20 protein-coding genes and 1 tRNA gene are annotated in these 23213 nt (G+C 68.4%); 11 read left to right on the forward strand and 10 right to left on the reverse strand.

The window, feature by feature from the left end; genetic code table 11:
• Positions 1-111: 111 nt before the first annotated feature.
• A complete protein-coding gene (locus tag NKT36_RS08340) occupies positions 112-1206 on the reverse strand; it encodes an aminopeptidase (RefSeq protein WP_327050585.1) in 1095 nt (364 codons plus the stop codon).
• Between the two features lie 165 nt (positions 1207-1371).
• Here NKT36_RS08340 and NKT36_RS08345 point away from each other — a divergent pair, with 165 nt between their 5' ends.
• The 3 genes from NKT36_RS08345 to NKT36_RS08355 all read left to right on the forward strand — a co-directional run bounded on the left by NKT36_RS08345 (position 1372) and on the right by NKT36_RS08355 (position 3686).
• A complete protein-coding gene (locus NKT36_RS08345) occupies positions 1372-2388 on the forward strand; it encodes a threonine aldolase family protein (protein ID WP_327050586.1) in 1017 nt (338 codons plus the stop codon).
• A gap of 322 nt (positions 2389-2710) precedes the next feature.
• A complete protein-coding gene (locus NKT36_RS08350; RefSeq protein ID WP_327050587.1) occupies positions 2711-3175 on the forward strand; it encodes a hypothetical protein in 465 nt (154 codons plus the stop codon).
• Entirely contained in the window at positions 3168-3686 is a 519-nt protein-coding gene (locus tag NKT36_RS08355) for a metal-dependent hydrolase (protein ID WP_327050588.1), read from the forward strand. The genes NKT36_RS08350 and NKT36_RS08355 overlap by 8 nt, the downstream gene beginning before the upstream one ends.
• A 105-nt stretch (positions 3687-3791) precedes the next feature.
• On the opposite strand, the gene NKT36_RS08360 is transcribed toward NKT36_RS08355, so the two are convergent.
• The gene (locus NKT36_RS08360) at positions 3792-3944 is read right to left on the reverse strand and encodes a DUF7859 family protein (protein ID WP_327050589.1); all 153 of its coding nucleotides are present in this window, start codon (positions 3942-3944) and stop codon (positions 3792-3794) included.
• A gap of 280 nt (positions 3945-4224) precedes the next feature.
• Between NKT36_RS08360 and NKT36_RS08365 the strand changes: the two genes are divergently transcribed.
• From NKT36_RS08365 to NKT36_RS08375, 3 genes are all read left to right on the forward strand, one after another.
• Entirely contained in the window at positions 4225-6279 is a 2055-nt protein-coding gene (locus NKT36_RS08365; RefSeq protein WP_327050590.1) for a DEAD/DEAH box helicase, read from the forward strand.
• 123 nt (positions 6280-6402) lie between these two features.
• Positions 6403-7665: a hypothetical protein gene (locus NKT36_RS08370; protein WP_327050591.1), complete on the forward strand. Its 1263-nt coding sequence runs from the start codon at positions 6403-6405 to the stop codon at positions 7663-7665.
• Between the two features lie 141 nt (positions 7666-7806).
• Positions 7807-7879: transfer RNA gene (locus NKT36_RS08375), tRNA-Pro, on the forward strand.
• Positions 7880-8072: 193 nt separating this feature from the next.
• Here the strand turns inward: NKT36_RS08375 and NKT36_RS08380 are convergent.
• The 4 genes from NKT36_RS08380 to NKT36_RS08395 all read right to left on the reverse strand — a co-directional run bounded on the left by NKT36_RS08380 (position 8073) and on the right by NKT36_RS08395 (position 13263).
• The gene (locus NKT36_RS08380) at positions 8073-8753 is read right to left on the reverse strand and encodes a peroxiredoxin (protein ID WP_327050592.1); all 681 of its coding nucleotides are present in this window, start codon (positions 8751-8753) and stop codon (positions 8073-8075) included.
• A gap of 434 nt (positions 8754-9187) precedes the next feature.
• Positions 9188-11329, reverse strand: a complete 2142-nt coding sequence (katG, locus tag NKT36_RS08385; RefSeq protein ID WP_327050594.1) for a catalase/peroxidase HPI — start codon at positions 11327-11329, stop codon at positions 9188-9190.
• A gap of 220 nt (positions 11330-11549) precedes the next feature.
• Entirely contained in the window at positions 11550-12356 is an 807-nt protein-coding gene (locus NKT36_RS08390) for a DUF7260 family protein (protein ID WP_327050595.1), read from the reverse strand.
• A gap of 1 nt (position 12357) precedes the next feature.
• The gene (locus NKT36_RS08395) at positions 12358-13263 is read right to left on the reverse strand and encodes a DUF7551 domain-containing protein (protein WP_327050596.1); all 906 of its coding nucleotides are present in this window, start codon (positions 13261-13263) and stop codon (positions 12358-12360) included.
• Between the two features lie 277 nt (positions 13264-13540).
• Between NKT36_RS08395 and NKT36_RS08400 the strand changes: the two genes are divergently transcribed.
• Genes NKT36_RS08400 through NKT36_RS08410 form a run of 3 tightly spaced genes read left to right on the forward strand, consistent with a single transcriptional unit; the run spans position 13541 to position 15303 of the window.
• Positions 13541-13969, forward strand: a complete 429-nt coding sequence (locus NKT36_RS08400; protein ID WP_327050597.1) for a helix-turn-helix transcriptional regulator — start codon at positions 13541-13543, stop codon at positions 13967-13969.
• A 47-nt stretch (positions 13970-14016) separates the two neighbouring features.
• Positions 14017-14331: a DUF7130 family rubredoxin-like protein gene (locus NKT36_RS08405; protein WP_327050598.1), complete on the forward strand. Its 315-nt coding sequence runs from the start codon at positions 14017-14019 to the stop codon at positions 14329-14331.
• Positions 14332-14361: 30 nt separating this feature from the next.
• Positions 14362-15303, forward strand: coding sequence for a ketopantoate reductase family protein (locus NKT36_RS08410; protein ID WP_327050599.1), 942 nt, complete (start codon positions 14362-14364; stop codon positions 15301-15303).
• Here the strand turns inward: NKT36_RS08410 and NKT36_RS08415 are convergent.
• The 3 genes from NKT36_RS08415 to NKT36_RS08425 form a co-directional block, all read right to left on the reverse strand.
• Complete coding sequence (locus NKT36_RS08415; RefSeq protein ID WP_327050600.1) at positions 15287-16378, reverse strand: lysylphosphatidylglycerol synthase transmembrane domain-containing protein; 1092 nt, start codon at positions 16376-16378, stop codon at positions 15287-15289. The two genes, NKT36_RS08410 and NKT36_RS08415, sit on opposite strands and share 17 nt — an antisense overlap.
• 1 nt (position 16379) lies before the next feature.
• Positions 16380-17885 carry a sulfatase gene (locus NKT36_RS08420; protein ID WP_327050601.1) on the reverse strand — a complete coding sequence of 502 codons (1506 nt, stop codon included), beginning with the start codon at positions 17883-17885 and terminating at the stop codon, positions 16380-16382.
• 330 nt (positions 17886-18215) lie between these two features.
• Entirely contained in the window at positions 18216-18575 is a 360-nt protein-coding gene (locus NKT36_RS08425) for a NifU family protein (RefSeq protein WP_327050602.1), read from the reverse strand.
• A gap of 414 nt (positions 18576-18989) precedes the next feature.
• Here NKT36_RS08425 and NKT36_RS08430 point away from each other — a divergent pair, with 414 nt between their 5' ends.
• Complete coding sequence (locus NKT36_RS08430) at positions 18990-21065, forward strand: S9 family peptidase (RefSeq protein WP_327050603.1); 2076 nt, start codon at positions 18990-18992, stop codon at positions 21063-21065.
• 382 nt (positions 21066-21447) lie between these two features.
• Here the strand turns inward: NKT36_RS08430 and NKT36_RS08435 are convergent, their stop codons facing one another.
• Entirely contained in the window at positions 21448-21666 is a 219-nt protein-coding gene (locus tag NKT36_RS08435) for a DUF7569 family protein (protein ID WP_327050604.1), read from the reverse strand.
• 203 nt (positions 21667-21869) lie between these two features.
• Between NKT36_RS08435 and hemL the strand changes: the two genes are divergently transcribed.
• Complete coding sequence (hemL, locus tag NKT36_RS08440; protein ID WP_327050605.1) at positions 21870-23210, forward strand: glutamate-1-semialdehyde 2,1-aminomutase; 1341 nt, start codon at positions 21870-21872, stop codon at positions 23208-23210.
• The last annotated feature ends 3 nt before the right edge of the window (positions 23211-23213 follow it).

The raw sequence follows: 23213 nt of genomic DNA on the forward strand, positions 1-23213 counted from the left end.
ACTGGACAGATTCGAACGAATTCCCGGACAGCGTCACAGCCCCGGACGTGGACGCCATCGGCGTCGGCGAGCGCTGGACCCGCGTCGGGTGGAGCGTCCGCGAACCGGCGGTCAGCCCTCGAAGCCGTCCTCGAAGCGGAACGTGCCGTCGCGCTGGACGACTTCCCCGTCGACCTCGATGTAGGAGTCCTCGCTCATGTCGACGATCATGTCCACGTGGACCGCGCTGTCGTTCGGGTCGCGGTCGTCGGGCACGCAGATGTCGTAGGCCCGCCCGATGGCGAGGTGGACGGTGTCGCCCATCTTCTCGTCGAACAGCATGTTGTAGGTGAACCGGTCGATGTCGCGGTTCATCCCGATGCCGAGTTCGCCGATGCGCCGTGCACCGTCGTCGGTGTTCAGCACGCCCGTCAGGACCTCCTCGTTCTTCGCGGCACCGTGTTCGACCACCTCGCCGTCCTCGAACACCAGGTGCACGTCCTCGACGACGCGGCCCTGGTGGACGAGCGGCTTGTCGAAGAGCACCTCGCCCTCGACGGAGTCGGGGACGGGCGCGGTGAACACCTCGCCGGCGGGCAGGTTGTTCTTGCCGTGGTCGTTGATCGTCTTCATCCCCTCGACGCTCATGCGGAGGTCGGTCGTGTCGCCGGAGACGATGCGGACCGCCTCCGCGGAGTCCAGAATCTCCACCATCCCTTCCTGGTGCTCGCGCTGGGCCTCCCAGTCCTTGTTCATCGCGCCGTAGACGAAGTCGGCGTACGACCGCGAACTCATCTCCGCGAGCTGTGCGCTCCCGGGCGAGGGGTGCTGGGTGAGCAGCCACCGCTTCGAGAGGATCTCCTCCTGGATGGGCTGGTAGGCCTGGTTGTAGGCGGCGTGCGTCTCGGCGTCGACGTCGCTCATCTCGGAGGCATTCGCGTGGGCGCGGACGTGGAGGGCGGCGTCGGCTGCCTCGAACAGCGCCTGCTCGTGCTCCGGCGTCTCGAGTTCGTCCGGGTCGGCCGCGGCGAGGAAGGCGGCCTGTTTCTCGTCCTCGCGCCCGGACATGACGACGGGGTAGGCGCCGCGTTCGCCCAGCAGTTCGCTGACCGCGACCGCCAGGTCGTCGGCGACCGACGGTGCGCGAACGACGACTTCGTCGCCTGCGTCGATGTCCAGCGAGTAGTCCACGATGGTCTCGGCGTGCTCTCGTACGCGGTCGTCCATGACGGCAGGTTTTGCCAGCCGACGAAAACCGCTTTCGATGTGCCGCTCGGGGACCGGCCGCCGGACCAACGACTCCCGTCGACGGCGGTCGCTTCCGCTCCCTTCGCCACATCCGATTCGCCGCTGTCCAACGGTTATTTGACGAGTCGCGCGAAAGCACGTGTCATGATAGATCTCCGGAGCGACACGGTGACGACACCGAGCGACGAGATGCGCGAGGCGGCGCGCGACGCCGACGTCGGCGACGACGTGTACGGCGAGGACCCGTCGGTGAACGAACTGGAGGCGCGAGCGGCCGACCTCGTCGGCATGGAGGACGCTCTCTACGTGCCGACCGGGACGATGGGCAACCAGATCGCCGCACGCGTCCACACCGAGCGCGGCCAGGAGGCGCTCGTCGAGCGCAAGAGCCACGTCTTCAAGTACGAACTCGGCGGCTTCGCCCAGCACTCCGAACTCCAGGTTCGCACGCTCGACGGCGGCGAGCGCGGCATCCCCACGCCCGAGCAGGTGCGAGCCGGGTACGTCGAGGAGGACGTCCACCGTCCCGGGACGGGCATCCTGACGCTGGAGAACACGCACAACAGCCGGGGCGGCGTCGCCATCGCGCCGGAGCAGATCGACGCCGCCGCCGACGCGGCCCACGACCTCGGCGTTCCGGTCCACCTCGACGGCGCGCGCGTCTGCAACGCCGCCGTCGCTCGCGACGTCCCCGTTTCCCGGATGACCGAGCAGGTCGACTCCGTGATGTTCTGCCTCTCGAAGGGACTCGGCGCGCCGGTCGGCTCGATGCTCGCCGGCAGCGAGGAGTTCGTCGAGCGCGCGCGCCGCACCCGGAAGCTGTTCGGCGGCGGGATGCGCCAGGTCGGCATGGTCGCCGCGCCCGGTCTGCTCGCGCTCGACAACGTCGACCGCCTCGCCGACGACCACGACAACGCCGCGACGCTCGCGGAGGAACTCGCGGGCGTCGAGGGGCTGGACGTCCAGCCGCCGGAGACGAACATCGTCCTCGTGAACACCGAGGACGCAGGCCTGACCGCCGACGAGTTCCTCGACGCCTGCGAGGACGCGGGCGTCCGCGGCACGCAGTTCGACACCCACGTCGCCCGGTTCTGCACCCACTGGGACGTCGACCGCGCGGACGTCGAGACGGCCGCCGAGCACGTGCGCGACGCGCTCTAACGGAACCAGCAGCGCGCGGCTGTCGATACGAGTCGAGAGAGCAGGGCGCATCGACGACGGTTCCCCAGGAACCACGGGCAGTTCTGCCGGCCATTCCCGGGACGGAAGACCACAGCACGAGCACTCTTCGCTATCCGCCACGGACCCTGCGGAAGAGATAGACAGCAATCCGATACGTATCTGCACCCTGACGTCAAGCAGCGAGCCAGAATCCCGCTACGTCCGTTCTTCGGAGGCACAGTGAAAGTGTGCACCTATAAGAACGACGAGAAAACCTCATTACTACCCCTGCAGAGAATCCTCGTGGGTCCAACATCCGAACATGAGATGGCGTGCGCTCACCGCGTTACTGGTCGTCCTGCTGCAACTGTTCGTCCCCGTCGGGTACGGGATGGCTGACTACTCCGACACACCGTTCAAGACGGCCGACGAGATAGCAGCGAACCAGCAATCGGCCGTGGGTGAGGAGGCAGTCGTGTACGGGCAGGTCGTCGAACTCGACCCCGTCGTCATCAGGGCCGAACTGGACGACGGCCGGGAAGTCGAGTATCGAACCGCCGGCGTGGACCGGCAGGTAGACGTCGGGGAGTATCTCGAGGTGTACGGCGTCGTAGAGACACAGCAGTCCATCCTCGCGAGAGGGACCGTCGTCCGGGGGGAACGCGAGCACTGGTACACCTACGGCGTGTCGTTCGTCGCCGGCCTGGTGGTGCTCGGCCGGATCGTTCGCGACTGGACCGTCGACCTCGATCGACTCGCGCTCGTCCCGGGTGGTCGCGATGCCTGACCTGCTCTCACACGTGCTGTTCGCGTACGCCGGCGCCACGTTCGCGTCGCGGTACCATCCGCTCACCAGCGCGCAGACGACGGCGTGTCTCGTCGGTGCCGTCCTCCCCGACGTCAGCAAACTCGAACTGTTCGTCGACGACAGTTTCGGGAGGGCGCTGTTCGGTACGCCCGTCAACTTCCTCGGGTGGCACACGCTGGCGGGAATCGTCCTGTCGATCGTCCTCACCTCGCTGCTCGTCGACGAGCGGTACCGTCGAACGACCGTCGTCCTCGTGACCGCCGGGGCGATGGGCCACGTGATACTGGACATGTTCCTCCGGACGGCCTCGGGACTGGCGACGTACGCCATCTTCTGGCCGATATCCGGATTCCGGCCGCGGAGCCCCGGCCTCTACCTCTCCGGCGACCCGGCCGTCCTGCTGGTCGCGATACTGGCTGCCGGCGCGGCCACGCTCACCGCAGACAGACAGCCCTCGGTGATCCGTTCGGCAGGACCCGAGGAAGAATAGCGCTGCAGGAGAGGCCGGCAACCGCTGCTGGTTCGTGTCGACGTTCGCCAGACGACGAGCGCGTCGGAACGGTCGAGACGGCGCGAGAACGGACCGAAGAACGCGTCAGCGCTGGCCGCGTTCGACGCCTTCCTGGAATCCGGTGATGGTACGGCGAACGAACAGGTAGACGAAGAAGACGAACCCGAGCAGGGCGACGAGGAGGGCGAGGAACACCGGGTCCTGGAAGAGGCCGTCGAATATTCCGAGGGGGGTCATGCGTCGTAGTATCGGCCCGCGAACCAAAGTCGTTTCGCCGCGACGGACGATGCAGGCGGCCAGGGAAGCCGTTCGCGGATTCGAATCGGAGCCGGTCGGTCCTGCTCGCTCCCGGTGGTCGCTGCGCGGGCTGCGGCCGGCAGGATTCGAATCCGCCACGTCGATTCGCGGCGTCGGAACTGGCTCGCAAACGCTCCGCGGTGCTCGCTATTCGACGCCGCGAATGCGAACAGTTCGCGGATTCGAATCGCTGAAATACCTCCATCGTGTACCGCTCACCGTGTCGAAGCAGGCCCAGCAGGTGGACACGCTGTTCCTTCACGAGACGGACCGGGGCTACCAGGTGGTGGTCCAGCAGGGCGGCGAGCGGCGCTTCCGCGCCGTCCTCGAACTGAAGGAGACGAGCGCGGGGCCGCGTCCGGGGCGGTTCCGGGTGAAGCAGGGCTCCAGTGAGGAACCTCGCAGCCCCGACGAGTTCGTCGAACTCGCGCGCAACGCCGACCGCATCCGCATCTCCCAGCAGACCGGGCGCGAGGCCCGCGAGGAGGTCAAGGAGATGCTGTCGGGCTACCAGCTCGACGCCAAGACCGTCCGGACGTGTCGGTTCTGCGCCAACAGCGGGCGCTACTCGCCCATCAACGGCGAGACCGCCATCGACGCAGGCGACGAGTACATCTGCCCGGACTGCGCGAAGGAGGAGCTGGAGCGAGAACTCGCCTTCCAGGGCGACCTGACCAGCGCCGCGAAGGACCGCCTGGAGGACCTGCTGGTCGAGGTCCAGGACCTCGAACGCATCACGAACCTGCTGAAGGGACGCCTCGACCCGGACCTGACGAAGTTCGACGAGATCAGCGCCAACGTCGAGGACGTCGACCCCGTCCCGGTCGACTCGCTGAACCTCCACCCGGGGGTGCAGGGCCTGCTCGAATCGCGGTTCGAGAACCTGCTACCCGTCCAGAGCCTGGCGGTCCAGAACGGCCTGCTGGACGGCGACGACCAGCTCGTCGTGAGCGCGACGGCGACGGGGAAGACGCTGGTCGGCGAGATGACCGGCATCGACCGCGTGCTGAACGGCCAGGGGAAGCTGCTCTTCCTCGTCCCGCTGGTCGCGCTGGCCAACCAGAAACACGAGGACTTCGAGGAGGAGTACGGCGACCTCGTCGACGTCACCATCCGCGTCGGCGCGAGCCGGGTGCGCGACGACGGCCACGCGTTCGACCCGAGCGCCGACGTCATCGTCGGCACCTACGAGGGCATCGACCACGCGCTCCGGACCGGCCGCGACCTCGGCGACATCGGGACCGTCGTCATCGACGAGGTGCACACGCTCCAGGAGGGCGAGCGCGGCCACCGCCTCGACGGCCTCATCTCGCGGCTGAAGTACTACTGCGAGCGCCGCGAGCGTCGCCGCCAGGCGTACGGCGGCGCGCAGTGGGTGTACCTCTCGGCGACGGTCGGGAACCCCTCCGACCTCGCGAAAGCGCTGGAGGCGAACCTCGTGGAGTTCGAGGAGCGGCCGGTGCCGCTGGAGCGCCACGTCACGTTCGCCGACGGCAAGGAGAAGCCGGACGTCGAGAACAAGCTCGTCCGCCGGGAGTTCGACCGCGAATCCTCGCAGGGGTACCGCGGCCAGACAATCATCTTCACCAACTCCCGGCGTCGCTGCCACGAGATATCGCGGAAGCTGGAGTACTCGTCGGCGCCGTACCACGCCGGCCTCGACTACGGTCGCCGCAAGCAGGTCGAGCGGCAGTTCGCCGACCAGGACCTCGCGGCCGTCGTCACCACGGCGGCGCTCGCGGCCGGCGTCGACTTCCCGGCCTCGCAGGTCATCTTCGACTCGCTGGCGATGGGCATCGAGTGGCTCACCGTCCAGGAGTTCCACCAGATGCTCGGCCGCGCGGGCCGCCCGGACTACCACGACCGGGGGAAGGTGTACGTCCTCGTCGAGCCGGACGGCTCGTACCACAACAGCATGGAGATGAGCGAGGACGAGGTGGCGTTCAAGCTGCTGAAAGGCGAGATGGAGGACGTCCGGACGGTGTACGACGAGAGTGCCGCCATCGAGGAGACGCTCGCGAACGTCACCGTCGGCGGGAAGAACGCGAAGGCGCTGAACGACCGGATGATCGGCGACGTGCCGACCAAGCACGCGCTCGGCAAGCTCCTGGAGTACGAGTTCATCGACGGCTTCCAGCCGACCGACGTCGGCCGGGTCGTCACCACCCACTTCCTCGCGCCCGACGAGGCGTTCAAGATGCTCGACGGCATCCGGAAGGGCCGCGAGCCGTTCGACATCGTCGCCGACATGGAACTGCACGGCGAGGACGAGTAGGGCCCCGCCGGTACCGTGGAACGCGTTCGAATCGCCTGCCGACGGCGGGGTGACCACCTGGGTCAACACCTAGCCACCATACCTAAGCAAGTCCCGGGTGGCAACTTGCCCTGGTGAACAGCAGTGACAGAAGACACTATTAGAAGCCAGATAACCACCGACCACGAGGCAGTACGAGAGTGGGCGACCGAACGAGACCTCGAACCCGTCCGCGACACCGACGCGGAGGCGGGCGAGACGGACGTCCGCCTGGTTCGCGCGTTGGAGGCCGACCACAGTCGGTTCGAAGAGCTCTCCTGGGACGAGTTCTTCCGGACGTTCGACGACCGGGACCTGGCGTTCATGTACCAGGACCAGGAGACGGTCGACGACGAGATCGCGTTCTCCCAGCTCATCGAGCGCTCGGAGATCGAGGGCCAGATCTCCGAGGGCGAGACGATGGAGACGGAGGTCGTCCGAACGAAGATCGTCGAGACGGAGATCGTCGAGACCGAGACGGTCGAGAGCGAGGTCGTCGAGAGCGAACTCGTCGGCAGCGACGTCGTCGAGAGCGAACTCCTCGGACGAGATCTCGTCGACTGCCGGCTCGTCGAGGACGAGACCGAGGCAGGAACGTACGTCGAGAGCGAGGTGCTCGAGACCTACAGCGTCACGAGCGAGGTGTTCGAACGCGACGTCGTCGAGAGCAAGGTCGTCGACACGGACATGACCGCCGACCAGGAGGTCGAGCGCGAGACGGTCGAGAGCGAGCGGACCGCGGGCGAGGAGGAACTCGTCGACGAGGAGACGGTCGAGAGCGAGGTCGCCCAGCGCGACGAGGTGGAGACCGAGACCGTCGCACACGAGCGCGTGACGGACGAACCCATCGAGGGCGAACTCATCGAGAACAAGGTCATCGAGAGCGAGATCGCCGAGACGAAACTCGTCCGGGGCTGGCTCGACGAGGCCGAGACGGTCGAGAGCGAGGTCGTGGAGAGCTTCATCGTCGACAGCGAAGTCGTCGAACGGGAGACCATCGACGCGACCGCCGAACCGGCGCCGGTGACCGAACACACCTCGACGGACCGCATCGTCGAGGAGACGCCCGAAGTCGGGATGGCGACCGAGCGGACGGCCACCGGTTCCATGGACGCCCAGGCCGCGGAGATCGAACGGTTCGCGGTCCAGGACGTGGACGAGGGCGACATCGTCCTCGACTCCCACGGCAATCGCATCGGGGAGGTGACCCAGGTTCGGACCGACGACCTCGTCGTCGCCCCGCGCGAGAGCATCACCGACCGCCTCTCGGCCGCGCTCGACCTGACCGACGAGGAGGACGCCTACACCGTCGACGAGGAGCGGATCGCCGACATCACCGACGACCACGTCCAGATCGAGACTGAGTGATTCCGTAGCGGGTCGAGGACCGGAGGACAGCCGCTATCCGGTTTTCTGCCAACTGCTGTCGTGACGCCGCACTCTGAGTCGTCAGCGTCGCCCTCGCACAAACGAAACGTTTTACACCACATCTACGCTAGCAAAGGATGCGGGATCGTGGGGTAGCTTGGTATCCTTTCGGCCTTGGGTGCCGATAACCCTGGTTCAAATCCGGGCGATCCCATTTCTGCGGCGTCAAACGACGAGCACCGCGAAGCGTGTGCGAACGGAGTCTGCGTCCGAAATCGTCGCCGAGGACTCGAGGTGGACGGACGGTTGTACGAACGGATGGAAGGAGAGAGCCAGGAGGAGCGGTCAGGGAGTCAGCGCCGCGCCAGCACGCCGCGAGTGGCGTGGGGACGGAGGAGGGAGCGTCGTTACTCGTCCAGGCAGAACCACCAGTCCCGGCAGTCGTAGTCCTCCTCCTCGGCCGCCTGGAGACGTGCACGGATGCCCGCCTCGTCGGACGGCGGCGAGAGCAGGCGGCTGTCGCCGAACAGTTCGTTCTCGGGCCAGTCGGCAGGGACCGCGACGTCCTCGTCGTCGGCGGTCTGGAGCGCGCGGAGCGAGCGGAGGATCTCGTCGATGTTGCGCCCGATCTCCATCGGGTAGTAGAGGATGAGGCGCAGGACGCCCTCGGGGTCGACGAGGAACACGGACCGGACCGTGGCGGTCCCGGCACCGGGGTGGAGCATGCCGAGCGTCTCGGCGACGCGGCCGCGCTCGTCGGCGATGATGGGGAAGTCGATGTCGACGTCGAGCTCCTCGTCGATCCACTCGGTCCACTTGAGGTGAGAGTGGACGCGGTCGACCGACAGGCCGACGAGGTTCGCGTCGAGGGCCTCGAACTCGTCGCGACGCTGTTCGAACGCGGTGAACTCGGTCGTACAGACGGGCGTGAAGTCGCCCGGGTGGCTGAACAGGACGAACCACTCGCCCTCGTACTCGTCGGGCAACGACAGCGTTCCGTGGGTCGTCTCGACCTCCAGTTCGGGGAACTGGTCGCCGATCAGTGGCATGCTGCTCGCGTTGCGATCGGATTCCATTTGGTCTGACATCGCACCTGGATACAGGAGCGGTAAAAGTATAGCCCTATTTCAACAGGCATTATTTTCTATTCGAGAACATAGATTCCGGTATACAGGAACTATTTTCTGTATTTCGGTAAACCCATGCTCGTCCTCGTAGAGCGAGAGGACGTGGCCGGAGAAGTCGTTCGCGGGCCCCGATGCCGTGGGAGCGTCACGGTCGTCGAACGGCCACGTCACCTGGGGAGCGACTCGGTCGACCGCGCCCGGAGGTCGAGCTGCGGTGTCGGGCCGTTGCGGTCGCTACTCGGCGGCGTCCTCGGGTCTGGATGAACTCTTGGACCGTCGAGGGGGCACGCCCCATTGCGACTGCTTCGCGACGCAGTGATGAGGGCGGACTGGAGACCGTGGGTCCACGCCATCGAGGCGTCGTCCACGGCCACCGTCCAGACTCCCGGCTCAGGTCACTCGAGGTCGAAGCGGTCGAGGGTCATCACCTTGTGCCACGCGTCCACGAAGTCCTGCACGAACTTCTCCTCGCCGTCCTCGGCACCGTAGACCTCCGCGATGGCGCGAAGCCGGGAGTTCGACCCGAAGATGAGGTCCACGCGCGAGCCCTTCCCCTCGACCTCGCCCGTCTCGCGGTCGCGCACCTCGAAGACCTCCTTCTCGTCCGAGACCGGCTCCCACTCGTGGTCCATGCCGAGCAGGTTCGCGAAGAAGTCGTTGGTCAACGTCCCCGGTCGGTCGGTGAAGACGCCGAGGTCGGACTGCCCGTAGTTCGCGCCCAGCGCGCGCATGCCGCCGACCAGCACGGTCATCTCGTCGGCCGTCAGGTTGAGCAGGTCCGCCTTGTCCACCAGCGACTCCTCCAGCGAGCGGTCGACCTCGTCTCCGAGGTAGTTACGGAACCCGTCCGCCTCCGGTTCGAGCGCCTCGAACGACTCGACGTCGGTCTGTTCCTGCGAGGCGTCGACCCGTCCCGGTTCGAACGGCACGTCCACGTCGTACCCGGCGTCGGCCGCCGCCTGCTCGACGGCCGCGTTGCCGCCCAGGACGATGAGGTCGGCGAGCGAGACCTTCGTCCCGTCGGATCGCGAGGCGTTGAACTCCTCCTGGATCTCCTCCAGGGTCTCCAGCACGGTCGCCAGCTGCTCCGGCTCGTTCACGTCCCAGCTCCGCTGGGGTTCGAGGCGGATGCGGGCGCCGTTGGCGCCGCCGCGCTTGTCGCTGTCGCGGTACGTCGACGCCGACGCCCAGGCGGTCTTGACCAGTTCGGAGACGGACAGCTCCGAATCGAGGATCTCCTCCTCGAGCATGGCTGCCTCCTCCTCCCCGATCAGGCCGTAGTCGGCGTCGGGGAGCGGGTCCTGCCAGAGCATCTCCTCGTCGGGGACCTCAGGGCCGAGGAACCGCTCCGGCGGGCCCATGTCGCGGTGGATCAGCTTGTACCACGCCTTCGCGAAGGTCTCCTGGAACTCCCGGGGGTTCTCCTGGAAGCGCTCGAGGATCTCGCGGTAGTCCGGATCGCGTTTCAGCGCGACGTCCGTCGTCAGCATCATCACGTCCTCTTTCTCCGACGGGTCCTCGACGCCGGGCGCGGCCTCGTCCAGCTCGCCGTTCTGGGTGGTCCACTGCCAGGCACCGCCGGGACCCTTCTCGGGCCACCAGTTGTACTCGAGGAGGTTGTCGATGTAGCCCATGTCCCACTGGGTCGGCGTGGTGTTCCACGGGCCCTCGATTCCGCTCGTGATCGCGTCGGCTCCCTTCCCGGAGCCGTGCTCGCTCTTCCAGCCGAGGCCCTGCTCCTCGATGGGGGCCGCCTCGGGCTCGGGGCCGACGTGCTCGTCGGGGTCGTCGGCACCGTGGACCTTCCCGAACGTGTGTCCACCGGCGATGAGCGCGACCGTCTCCTCGTCGTTCATCGCCATGCGACCGAACGACTCGCGGATGTTCTCCGCCGACGCTTCGGGGTCCGGCTGGCCGTCCGGCCCCTCCGGGTTCACGTAGATCAGTCCCATCACGGTGGCACCGAGGGGGTCCTCGAGTTCGCCGTCCTCGTCGAAGCGGTCGGACGCTTCCATCTCGTCTTCGGGGCCCCAGTCGACGGCCTTGTCGGGCGCGAAGTCGTCCTCGCGGCCGCCGGCGAAGCCGAACGTCTCGAAGCCCATCGATTCGAGTGCGACGTTTCCGGCCAGGACGATCAGGTCGCCCCACGAGAGTTTGCGGCCGTACTTCTGTTTGACCGGCCAGAGCAGCCGACGCGCCTTGTCGAGGTTCGCGTTGTCGGGCCAGCTGTTGAGCGGTGCGAGGCGCTGACGACCGCCGGACGCGCCGCCGCGGCCGTCGGTGGTGCGGTACGTGCCGGCGCTGTGCCACGCCATCCGGATGAACAGCGGACCGTAGTGGCCGTAGTCGGCCGGCCACCAGTCCTGCGACGTCGTCATCACCTCCTCGATGTCCGCCTTCACGGCGTCGAGGTCGAGCGACTCGAACGCCTCTGCGTAGTCGAAGTCCTCGCCTATCGGATCGACTTGGCGAGCGTTCTGGTCGAGAATCTCCAGGTTCAACTGGTTCGGCCACCAGTCATGGTCAGACCCATTCATCACCAGGTAATTGTTGTTCGCCCATATTAATGGTTTTCTAATTCGGTAATGAAGTGTTCGCTGTAGCCCAAGCAATCTTTTTGACTCATAAATTTTTGTCAGTGGAAGACTCGTGGTGAGTGTTCGGCACGACCGCAGCGACCCGTCACCGGTCGAAAGGTCCGACGAGGCCGGTAGCGCACGAACGCGTCGGTCGCTGCGGTCCCGCCGAGGGACGGCCTCACACGCGACGGGTGAGATGGTCGCGAACCGCTCGCTGGCAGTCGTCGCAGACGCCGTCGAGTCGCGCCACCGTCGCCAGCACCGGATGGTCGGTCGGGAATCCGTCGTACAGGGAGGCGACGAGCGCCCGATGGGAGACGCCGGCGGCCGCCTCGTGGCTGGTCGTTCCGTTCAACACCCGCTGGCGGTCCCGGGCGAGTCGTTCACAGCGGGCGCGGTGGCGCGTCAGCGTCTCGTGGCGCTCGCGGAGCGCCTCGAACCCGAGTTCCAGCAACGGGGTCTCGTCCGTCCGCGCGAGCCAGTCGGTGACCTCGTCGAGTTCGGCGGCCGCCGTGCGGAGCGAGTCCGCTTCGGTCGCGAGCGCTCGCTCCATCGCGCGGAGTTCGGTCCGGCGTCGCGTCGCGGCCGCGAGCACCGCCTGCTTCACGTCGGGGGTGAAGACACCGTCGGTCCCCGGGGCCAGTGCCAGCGCCACGTCGTCGCCGAGTTCCGTCCGGAGGGCCGTCGACAGCGACTCCGACTCCTGACCGTCCGCCAGACCGGCGGCGGCGACGGTCTCGGCGAACGCCTCGCACACCCGCCGACACCGGTCCGCCGACGAGTCGCTCCGGCGGTAGGTCGCCATCGCCGACGCGGTGCCGCCGGCAGTCGCGCGCGAGGTCGCCGACGGCTGACGGGGGGAGCCGGCAGGGACCTCCCGAACCCTGTCGCAGAACCGGTCGAGGGCGGACTGCTTCTCCGAGACGTGTTCCTGTTCGCGCTGGACCCGGCCGAGTGCGTCGTTTACGTGCGTCGTGACTGTCATGTTACACCTGCGATTCGATCGGTGCGCTCGCGAGCGCTGTGGGGTCGGCCTCGTCGGTCATCGTGAGGGTCAGCCGCCAGCCGTCGTCGACGTCGACCACTTCGGGCGCGGACGGCGTCCGGCCGGGTCGGCGACGGTAGAGGTCGAGCACGACGGGGAGGACGGGAAGCCGTCCGTCCCGCGGTGCGAGCGCGTACCCGGAGAGCCGGACGGTGACCGAGTGCGTGCCGCCGGCGAGGTCGGCCGACCACGGCGACCGGACGTAGCTCCCGAGCAGCCCCAGTCGCCGCAGTCGGGTGAGCGTCGCCGTCACCGGCTCGCCGGTCGTCGCGGGCGGCGGGAGCTGCGAGGCGGCGCTCGCGAGGACGGTCGCCTGCTCCGCGAGGTCGAGGTGCTCGTCGAGCGCTACCGCCATGCTCTCGAGCAGGCACAGACAGAGGTCGTCGGGGTCGGTGACGGTCTCGGCGAGGTCGAAGTACGCGTCCATGACCGCCGTCTCGACGGCCGTGAATCCGGCGTCGCACAGCGTCTCGAACACGACCGCCGCGAGTTCGTGACAGAACTCGACCAGCCGACGGGACTCCGGTGCGGTCGACGCCCGACCGTTGACGGGCGACGACGGCGGCCCGCCGTCGCGCTCCGGTTCCGCCGTCCCGGTCACCTGGGGGACGTCCTGGCAGACGATCAGGTCGTGACACGGGAGCCGGGGGTCGTAGCGGCGTAGCGCCGCGCGGTACTGCTCGGCCGCCCGTGCAGCGTTGCGGGCGACCGCACGCTCCTCGAAGCGAAGCCCTGCCGTGGGCACCGGCCGATCGCCCGTGCGCCCGCAGACGACGTAGTACGTCCCGTCGCCGCTGGCGAGCGCCTCGACGTGGTCGCGAATCTCGCCGAGTGACGTTCCGAGCATCGGCCTACGGCACCCGCGTGGCCGCCGGCCCGTGCCGGCGCGGGGCACTCGTGCAGCGATGCGTCGCGGGACGTCCGTGCGACTGCCTGACCATACTCTTTAGGCCAGCCTAAAACGATAAATCGCTTTCGGATTTTAGGCAGTCCTAAATAGTGTGTCGGGGACCGGACGCGACGTCAGTCGACGGACAGGATTCGTCCAGCGCGGCGGCGGGAACGTTGGCCTCACGACGTACGGACACGAAACTTATGGTGGATGCGAGTAAATCCAGTCTGCGATGAATCGGCGTTCGAATCCCGACGCGAGTGACGGGGGCGGCACCGTGCGCAGACTCCGACGCGCGTGCGCCCGCCTCTGGACCAGCACGAGGCGGGTCGCGTTCGGTTGCGAAGCGGACGCGCCGCCGGAGTCGGACGGCGAGACCACCGACTGGGAGTCGATGGCCGACTTCACGCTGGAGACGGGGTACACGCCGGAGCGGTACGTGCTGGAACTGCTCGACGAGCGCGGCGGCGAGGTGCGCCAGCAGACGGTGCTCGAGGAGACCGGGTGGGCGCGCTCGACGACCAGTCGCGTCCTCTCTCGACTCGAGGAACGCGGCGAGGTGGTCCGCGTCCGGGTCGGGGCCGAGAACGTCGTCTACCTGCCGGCGGACGCCCCCGACGCGGCGACGCCCGCCGACGGGACGCCGATGATGACCACCTGACCGGATCGGCGAGCGGCTTTATGTCGACCGACGCCGAACGGCCTCCCATGACGGACGATCCAGATCCCCGCGAGGACGACGTGCCACAGGTCAAGATGGGCGCGAGCGTGTACAACGAGGACGGCGAGGAGCTCGGCGAGGTGCGAGGCTTCGACGGCAACGGCTTCTACGTCACGATGCGCGAGGGGTACGAGGCGCTGTCGGTCGAACACTCCCGCGCTGGCCACGAGTTCGGCGAGGCGGAGCTGATGTGGCGCTGTGACGAGTGCGGCGAGATGGGCGAGATCGACCACGGCGTCCCCGACGAGTGTCCGAACTGCGCCGCGCCGAAGGAAGACATCTACTACTGGACGGAAGACTGAGTTTTTCACCCCCCAGTTCGTCGGTCCGGTATGGACATCGTCGTGTTCGGCGCGGGGAGCCTCGGAAGTCTCGTCGGCGGCCTGCTCGCCCGCGAGCACGCGGTCACGCTGGTCGGACGGGACTCGCACGTCACCGCCGTCCGTGAGTCAGGCCTGCAGGTGCGGGGCGTTGGCCTCGACGCAACCAGCGACGGCGAACCCGGCGTCGCGGTCGCGCCGGCGGCGACCACCGACGGCACCGACCTGCGCGCCGACCTCGCGGTCGTGACGGTGAAGGCGTTCGACACCGGAGCGGCGGCGCGCGACCTGGCGAGCGGCGAGTTCGACGCCGTGCTGTCGCTGCAGAACGGGATGGGCAACGAGGCGACGCTCGCGGAGCACCTCGACTGCCCCGTGCTCGCCGGGACGGCGACGTACGGCGCGATACTGCTCGACCCGGGCGTGGTCGAGTGCACCGGCGTCGGCGAGGTGGTGCTCGGTGCGCGCGACGGCGGACCGTCCGAGCGGGCCGAACGGGTGGGCGAGGCGTTCCGCGCCGGCGGCATCGAGACGACCGTCGCCGAGGACATGCCGCGGCGGCTCTGGGAGAAGCTCGCGGTGAACGCGGGCATCAACGCGACGACGGCGCTCGCACGGGCGGACAACGGCGCGCTGCGGACGGGCGCGGCGCAGACGGTTGCGACCGACGCCGCCCGGGAGACCGCTCGCGTCGCCCGCGCCGAGGGCGTGCCACTCGCCGACGAGCAGGCCGTCGCGGCGGTCGAGGCGGTCGCGTCGGCGACCGCGGCGAACGTCTCCTCGATGCGACAGGACGTCGAGGGCGGACGCCGAACGGAGGTCGACGCCATCAACGGCTACGTCGTCGCCCGCGGGCGCGAGCACGACCGCCCCACGCCGGTGAACCGGACGCTGGCGGGGCTGGTCCGGACGTGGGAGCGCGAGAACGTCGAGAGCGTCAGGAGCGACGGATGACCCACAGCGACGCGACGCCGCCGACGACGAGCACGACCCAGTAGCTCGCGAACCGGTAGACGATGGCTGCGGCGACGGCGGAGCTCCAGGAGATAGGAGGGACGAGTCCCGCGATGAGGACGGCGATGGCCGTCTCGACGCCGGCGAGGCCGCCCGGAAGCGGCGTCAGGCCGGCGAGCGTGCTCGCGGGGACGACGAACAGGACGAGCGTCAGGCCGATGGGGAGGTCGAGCGCGAGGCCCGAGAAGTACAGCGGGAGCGCGAAGAACACCCATCCGGTGTAGGAGAACACGAGCGCGAAGAGGAGCGAACGGGGTTCGTCGGCGATGCGCTCCAGGGCGTGGTAGAACCGGTCGATGCGGTTGCGGACGCCGTCGACGCTGACGCGGTCCGTTCGACCGGCGAGCGGGGCGACGAGGCGGAGGACGAACGCCTCCACGCCGTCGCGGTGTCGCCAGCCGACGTACGCGAGGGCGGGCACGGCGAACGCGAGCACGACCAGCCCCTGCGCGAGCGTCTCGGCGTTCTCCGGCAGCGTGGCGTTCAGCAGGAGGTAGGCCATGCCGACCGCGGCGAAGTTGAAGAACGGGAGCAGGTTCAGCAGGTCGGCGGTGACGACGCTCGCGAGGCTGTCCTCGTAGCTGGCCTCGGTGTCCTGGGAGAGCACGTACGCGATGAACGGTTCGCCGCCGGCCTGCCCGAGCGGCGTGATGTAGTTGGCGAACGTCGCCGCGAAGTAGGTGACGACGATGCGCCGGAGTCGCACCTCGATGTCCAGCATCGCGAGGACGACCTGCCAGGCCTTCCCCCAGAACGCGAGGCCGACGACGGTGGAGACGCAGGCGACCCAGACCCACCGATACCTGGCGCCTTCGAGGGCGTCGAGGACGCGCCCCCAGCCGGCGACGGCACCCAGCAGGTAGATGAGGACGCCGGCGACGAGGAATCCGAGCAGCAGCTTCCCCTTGCCGATGCGCTCGCCGAGGCCGGCCGAAAGCGCCTCACCCCCGTTTCCCGTCTCCGTTCCGGACGCGGACAGCGACGGTCCGCCGTCCGGTTCCGTCTCGTCGGTCACGTCAGTCGATGTAGCCCAGGTCCTGCAATCTGTCCTTCGCGCTGTCGCTCATGTCGTCCAGCACGTCGTCGTCGTCCACTTCCTTCCACTCGCCGCCGACGCGCTCCTCGAACGTCGACAGCGTCTCGTCGAGTTCGGCCTCCGCCTCGCTGCCGTCGCCGCTGGCGTCGTGGCGCTCGCCGGGGTCGTCGTCGAGGTGGTAGAACTCGTCCGCGATGCGCTCGTTGCGGATGTACTTGGCGTCGGGACGGCGCGCGGCGCGCATCCGCGAGTAGAACCGCGAGTCGCGCTCGAGATCGATGTTCGCGGCGGCCGCCTTCTCCTCCAGCTGCTTCAGTTCGACCACGGGCCGGTAGTACTCGACGAAGGCGGCGTCGCCGCCGCCCGCGAGTTCGCCCTCGGCGAACTCGCGGTAGTCCGCAGACAGCAGCGACCGGGTGCGGTCGAGGGAAACGGTCGCGTCGGCCGCCTCGACGCCCGCGTGGTCGAGGACGGTGTGGTAGAGGTCGATGAGTTCGACCTGCTCGTCGGACTCGTCGTCGTCCAGTTCGGGGTGTTTGACCAGCAGCGGGACGTTGACGAGCGGGTCGTAGATGCAGAACTCGTGGCCGTAGAGGTCGTGCTCGCCGAACAGTTCGCCGTGGTCGGCGCAGACGACGACCATGGTCTCGTCCCACTCGTCGTTCTCCTTGAGCCACGAGAACAGCCGCTGGAGCTCGGCGTCGATGTGGCGGATCTCCGCGTCGTACAGTCCCTGGATGTCTTCCCACTCGTCGTCGTCGATGTCGCGGGCGCCGCAGTTGTACTCCTTGGAGTTCTGGCACACCTCGGTGGAGTCGACGCCGGGCGCGAACTCCTCGCGGTACTCCTTCGGCGGGTGGTAGGGCAGGTGGGCGTCCATCAGGTTGATGAACGCGAAGTAGGGGTCGTCGGAGTCGTCGATGAACTCCATCGTCCGGTCGACGACCTGCGGCGTCTTCGAGTCGGCACCCTCGCCGCTGGCGAGGTACTCGTGGGCGGTGTTGCCCAGGCTGACGAGCTTGTCCGCGACGGCGCGCAGGCGCTCGTTGTCGTTCATCATCTTCCAGGCCTTCGCCATCGGGCCGGAGAGGAAGTCGCCGGGCATCACCTCGAAGAAGTTGTCCTGGTCGTCGAAGCCGTCCGTGAGGTGGGTGTACGGCGTTATCCAGGCGTTCGAGGAGTAACACGCGGTGTCGAAGCCCGCCGCCGAGAGCGACTCGGCGAGCGTCGTCGCATCTTCGAGGTAGGGGTTCTCCTGGCTCGCACCGTGCTCGCTCGGGTACATACCCGTGAACATGGAGGCGTGGACCGGCAGGGTCCAGGGGGCGGGCGCAACTGCCTGCTCGAAGACGGTCGCTTCCTCGGCGAACCGTTCGAGCCCCGGCGTCGTCGGGCGGTCGTATCCGTAGACGGAGAGGTGGCTCTTGCGCACCGTGTCCATGACCACGAATACGACGTTTCGCGCCGCGGCGTCGTCGTTGGTCATACTGTGGCTCCCTACACCGTCCGGTGGGATAAATATCGTGATGTGCCGCAACGCCGACGCCTAAATTTAACGGCCGGACGGGGGGAGCACTCCCCGCGCGGCGGTGGCTGGCACGCCGTCGTGGTCGAAAATCAATCGGGCGTTGAAGCGGGCGGAAGTGCGGGCGTCGGTCGAGGGCCGGGGAGCCGCGGGCGGACGGCGGCGGCGGACGGCGTCCGCAGGTAGAACGGGGCACGCGCACCGCTCGGGGACGTGAGCCGGACGCCTCGAAGAACGGTCGAAACTGATCGTCGACGGTAACGAACGGTTGCTACGGGCGGGAGGACGACGTTAGAACGGAGCCTGCGGACCCTCGTCGTCGTCGCCGTCGTCGGAGGTCTCGCCGGGGAACGACGGGCTCATGCCGCCGCCGCGGCCGCCACCGCCGTCCATGCCGGTCTCGGCGTGGACCTGCTCGATCTCGGGGATCTCCTTGACCATCCGGCTCTTGATCGCCTGGATGGTCATCGGGGAGATGCCACAGCCGCTGCAGGCGCCGCCGAGCATGATGGTCACCTCGCCGGTCTCCCGGTCGAGGTCCTGGATGGCCGCACTGCCGCCGTGCATCTGGATCTGCGGGAAGTTACGACGCAGGAAGTTGCTGACGCGCTCCTTGAGGTCGTCGTCCTCGCCCTGGGTTTCGGTACTCATGTACCGTGAGGTAGGGAACCAGCGTCCTTAGACCTTTGGTTAGGGGTGGTGGCGGACGTCGACGGATCGGACGACCGTCGGTGCTCCCGGTCCGAACTCGCCGCAACCGCCCGTTCGGATACGCTCGCTCGCCGGTCGAGCCCCGTTCCCGGTCGAACAGCCCGCTCCCCGGGCGAACGGCCCCGCTCGCACGAGGGCAGGCCCGGAGTTCCGGCGGCCCCCGTCTCTGCAGGCCAGCACGCCGAACCGCCCGTTCCGGCGACGGGCGACGACGAAACCGCGCGTTGAATCCGCCAGCGAACCGTCGTTCGACGCTTCCGTCACAAGGGTTCCGCGACGGCGAACCGCAACGATGCGTTACGGGCGGTATTTCGAAACGAAAGCCTATTCTGGATTCGCTACGAGCGACGGTGTATGGAGACAGTTCGTGCTAACGATTACCACGACATCGTCGGCGTCGACGACCCGCGCGTGTCGCCGGACGGGGAGCGCGTCGCGTTCGTGCGGTCCGTGCCCGACGGCGAACAGGAGTACGAGGCGACGGTGTACGTCGTCCCGGTCGGCGGTGGCGAACCGACCAGGTACACCATCGCGGAAGGCGTCGACAGCGAACCGCGCTGGAGCCCGAGCGGCGACCGTCTGGCGTTCGTGAGCACCCGCGGAGCGGACGACGACCGCCCGCAGCTCTGGGTGCTGCCGACCGAGGGCGGCGAGGCCCGCCGGGTGACGGACGTCGCCGGCGGCGTCTCGCAACTCGCGTGGTCGCCGGACGGCACCCGCATCGCGTTCGTCCAGTCCACCACGGAGGAGGAGCGCGACGAGGGGCTCGACACCGGCCTCGACGGCGAGGAGTACGAGCCCGAGGAGCCGGACCCGCGCGTCATCGACCGGATGATCTACCGCGCCGGGCAGCGCTACTTCGACGGACGGCGCAGCCACGTCTACCTCGCCCACCTCGACGGCGACGGGGACGCGACCGTCGAGCGCGTCACCGACGGCGACCACGACTTCGTGGGCCCGGACTGGGGCGACGCGACGACGCTGTACTACGGGGCACGGCGCGAGGGCGACCCGGACGACAACATCGTCGTCGACGTCGTCGCCTACGACACCGACGACGAGGAGTCGGAGACGCTCTTCCAGACGACCGGCGCAGCGGGGCGCATCGCCGCAACTGCCGACGGTCGCATCGCGTACGCCTACACGCCCGAGGAGCAGGCGACGCTCCGCCAGACGGAGGTGAAGGTGTACGACCGCGCGAGCGAGGAGACGGTGACGCTCACCGCGTCGCTGGACCGGACCCTCGCCCGGGAGTGTACGCCGCAGTGGGACCCCGACGAGGAGACGGTGTACTTCCGAACCCCGGACGAGGGGAGCGTCGTCGTCTGGCGCGTGCCGGGCGACGGCGGCGACGACCCCGAGCGGGTGGTCGACGACGGCCACGTCGACGCCGTCACGGTCGGGAGCGACGCCGTCGCGTACGTGAAATCGGAGTGGGACCACCCCGGCGACGTGTTCGTCGCGACGCGCGGCGGCGCGGAGACGCGGCGGCTCACCCGGGTCAACAGCGACTACCTCGACGAGCGCGCGGTCGCCCAGCCCGAGGAGCTCTGGTTCGAGAGCGACGACGGCGTCGAACTGCAGGGCTGGGTGCTGACGCCGCCGGACTTCGACGAGGACGGCGAGTACCCCCTCGCGGTCGAGATCCACGGCGGTCCCCACGTGATGTGGTCGACGAGCGACACGATGTGGCACGAGTTCCAGACGCTCGCCGCGAACGGCTACGTCGTCTTCTGGTCGAACCCGCGCGGGTCGACCGGGTACGGCGAGTCCCACGCCGCGGCCATCGAGCGCGACTGGGGCGACGTGACGATGACCGACGTGATGGCCGGCGTCGAGGCGGTCGCGGACCGGCCGTCCGTCGACGCGGAGAACATGTTCGTCACGGGCGGGAGCTTCGGCGGGTTCATGACCTCGTGGATCGTCGGCCACACCGACCGGTTCGCGGGCGCGGTCGCCCAGCGCGGCGTCTACGACCTGAGCAGCTTCTACGGCTCGACGGACGCGTTCAAGCTGGTCGAGTGGGACTTCGACACGACGCCGTGGGAGGAACCGGAGTTCCTCTGGGAGCACTCGCCGGTGGCCGCGGCCGACGACGTGACGACGCCGACGCTGGTCGTCCACAGCGACGACGACTACCGCGTCCCGGTGAACAACGCCGAGATGCTGTACCTCTTCCTGAAGAAGAACGACGTCGACACCCGCCTCGTCCGCTACCCGCGCGAGGGGCACGAGCTCTCCCGAAGCGGCGAGCCGGCGCACGTCGTCGACCGCCTCGAACGCATCGTCCGCTGGTTCGACGGCTACTCCGACCACCACGACGTCCCGCGCGCGCTGGAGCGCGGCGACGAGGGACTCTCGGCTGCCGAGGGCGAGGAAAGCGGCGAAGACGAGGACGACGAGGAGGACGGAGACGGGAGCGACGAGTGACCGACGGCCAGTGCCTGACGGCCGGCGACGGACGTCCGGCGACGAGGAGGACGGAGACGGGAGCGACGACCGACGACGAGTGACTGACGACGGTCGAGGGTGACGTCCGGCCGTGGCTCACGACCGTCGCTCCGGACCGCTCTATAGGTCTCCGTTCCCGTCCCGGGGTCGGTTTCGATCGGGGTCGAACGTCCGCAGAATCGACAGCGGGCGGTCGAACGTACACTCGAAACGAGGGGGTTCGCGTCGGACGGAGGTCGAACGTCGATTTCGACCAGGACGGCAGGCGCTGAACGTGGTACTGGACCCGGGACTGTCGCGGAGGATGCCGGAACGACGGCGGCGACGACGCGCCGCGCGATTCTCGACCGGAAAGAAGGGGTCAGTCGACGATGATGTCGGTCTGTTCCTCGATGGGGTTCGACTCGTCCTCCGGCGTCATCTCGGTCTCGTACCGGTCGATCCAGTCGGCGAAACAGGCCGGACAGAGCCGCTGGCTGTCGATCTGCGAACGGTCCACGGTCAGTCGGACGGTCCGGGCCAGCGCGTCCGTGAGGGGGTCGCCACAGTCGTCGCACGGGTCTGGGTCGTCCTCGCTCATGCCCGGTAGATGTGACGGGGGCCATATAAAGTGGGGAGTCGTTCGACCACCTCGCCGGCTCGCGACGGTGAAACCGCCATCGAGCGCCCGAACGAGTCGTGGCTCCGGAGCTCCCCGACCGGTGCGACGTCGCGGAGCGCCGTCGACGGCCGGGCGTTCGGTTCTCGATACAAACAAGACGCGCGAGTACGAAGCCGCCGGACATGAACCACGAGCGCTCGCGCGACCTGTACGACCGCGCGCTGTCGGCGATCCCCGGCGGCGTCAACTCCCCGGTGCGGGCCGTCCGACCGTACCCCTTCTTCGTGGAGAGCGGCGACGGCGCACACGTCGTCGACGCGGACGGGAACCGCTACGTCGACTACGTGATGGGCTACGGCCCGCTGCTGCTGGGTCACGACCTGCCCCAGCAGGTCGAGGCCGCCATCCAGTCGCAACTCTCGGACGGCCCGATGTACGGCGCGCCGACGGAGGTCGAGGTCGAACTCGCCGAGTTCGTCGCACGCCACGTCCCGAGCGTCGAGATGACGCGGTTCGTCAACAGCGGCACCGAGGCGACCGTCTCGGCCATCCGCCTCGCGCGCGGCCACACCGGCCGCGACAAGATCGTCGCCATGCAGGGCGGCTACCACGGCGCGGGCGAGTCGACGCTCGTCCAGGGCGAGACGGGCGTCCCCGCCCGGCCGAGTTCGACCGGCGTCCCCGAGGCGTTCGCGAAGGAGACCATCACCGTGCCGTTCAACGACGAGGAGGCCGTCCGCGAGGTCTTCGAGGAGCGCGGCGACGAGATCGCCTGCGTCATCGTCGAGCCGATCCTCGGCAACTGCGCCAGCGTCCCGCCGGTCGAGGGGTACCTGGAGACGCTCCGCGAGGTGACCGACGTGCACGGATCGCTGCTGATCTTCGACGAGGTGATGACCGGCTTCCGCATCGGCGGACTGCAGTGCGCGCAGGGCAAGTTCGGCGTGACCCCCGACCTGACGACGCTCGCGAAGGTCGTCGGCGGCGGGTTCCCCGTGGGCGCAGTCGGCGGCCCCGCCGACATCATGGAGGGGTTCACCCCGACCGGCGACGTGTTCCAGGCCGGCACCTACTCCGGTCACCCGCTCGCGCTGACGGCGGGCCTCGAAACCCTCCGCTTCGCGGCGGAGAACGACGTGTACGACCACGTCAACGACCTCGGCGAGCAGTTGCGCGCCGGCCTGACCGACATCCTCGAAGACCGCGCGCCGGAGTACACCGTCACCGGCATGGACAGCATGTTCAAGGTCGTGTTCACGCGCGACGGCCCCCGCGACCTCGACGGGCAGTGCGAGGACGGCTGCCGCCAGGACCCCGACTGCCCGCGCTACGAGTACTGTCCGAAGAACCGCGCCGACGTCGACGCCGCCGAGACCGAACGCTGGGAACGGCTGTTCTGGCCTGCGATGCTGGAGGAGGGCGTGTTCCTCACCGCCAACCAGTACGAGTCGCAGTTCGTCAGCTACGCTCACACCGAGGAGGACGTCAAGGCGACGCTGGAGGCGTACAAGGAAGCGCTGTAAGGG

The sequence above is a fragment of the Halomicrococcus gelatinilyticus genome, assembly GCA_024227995.1.
Lineage (GTDB): Archaea > Halobacteriota > Halobacteria > Halobacteriales > Haladaptataceae > Halomicrococcus > Halomicrococcus gelatinilyticus.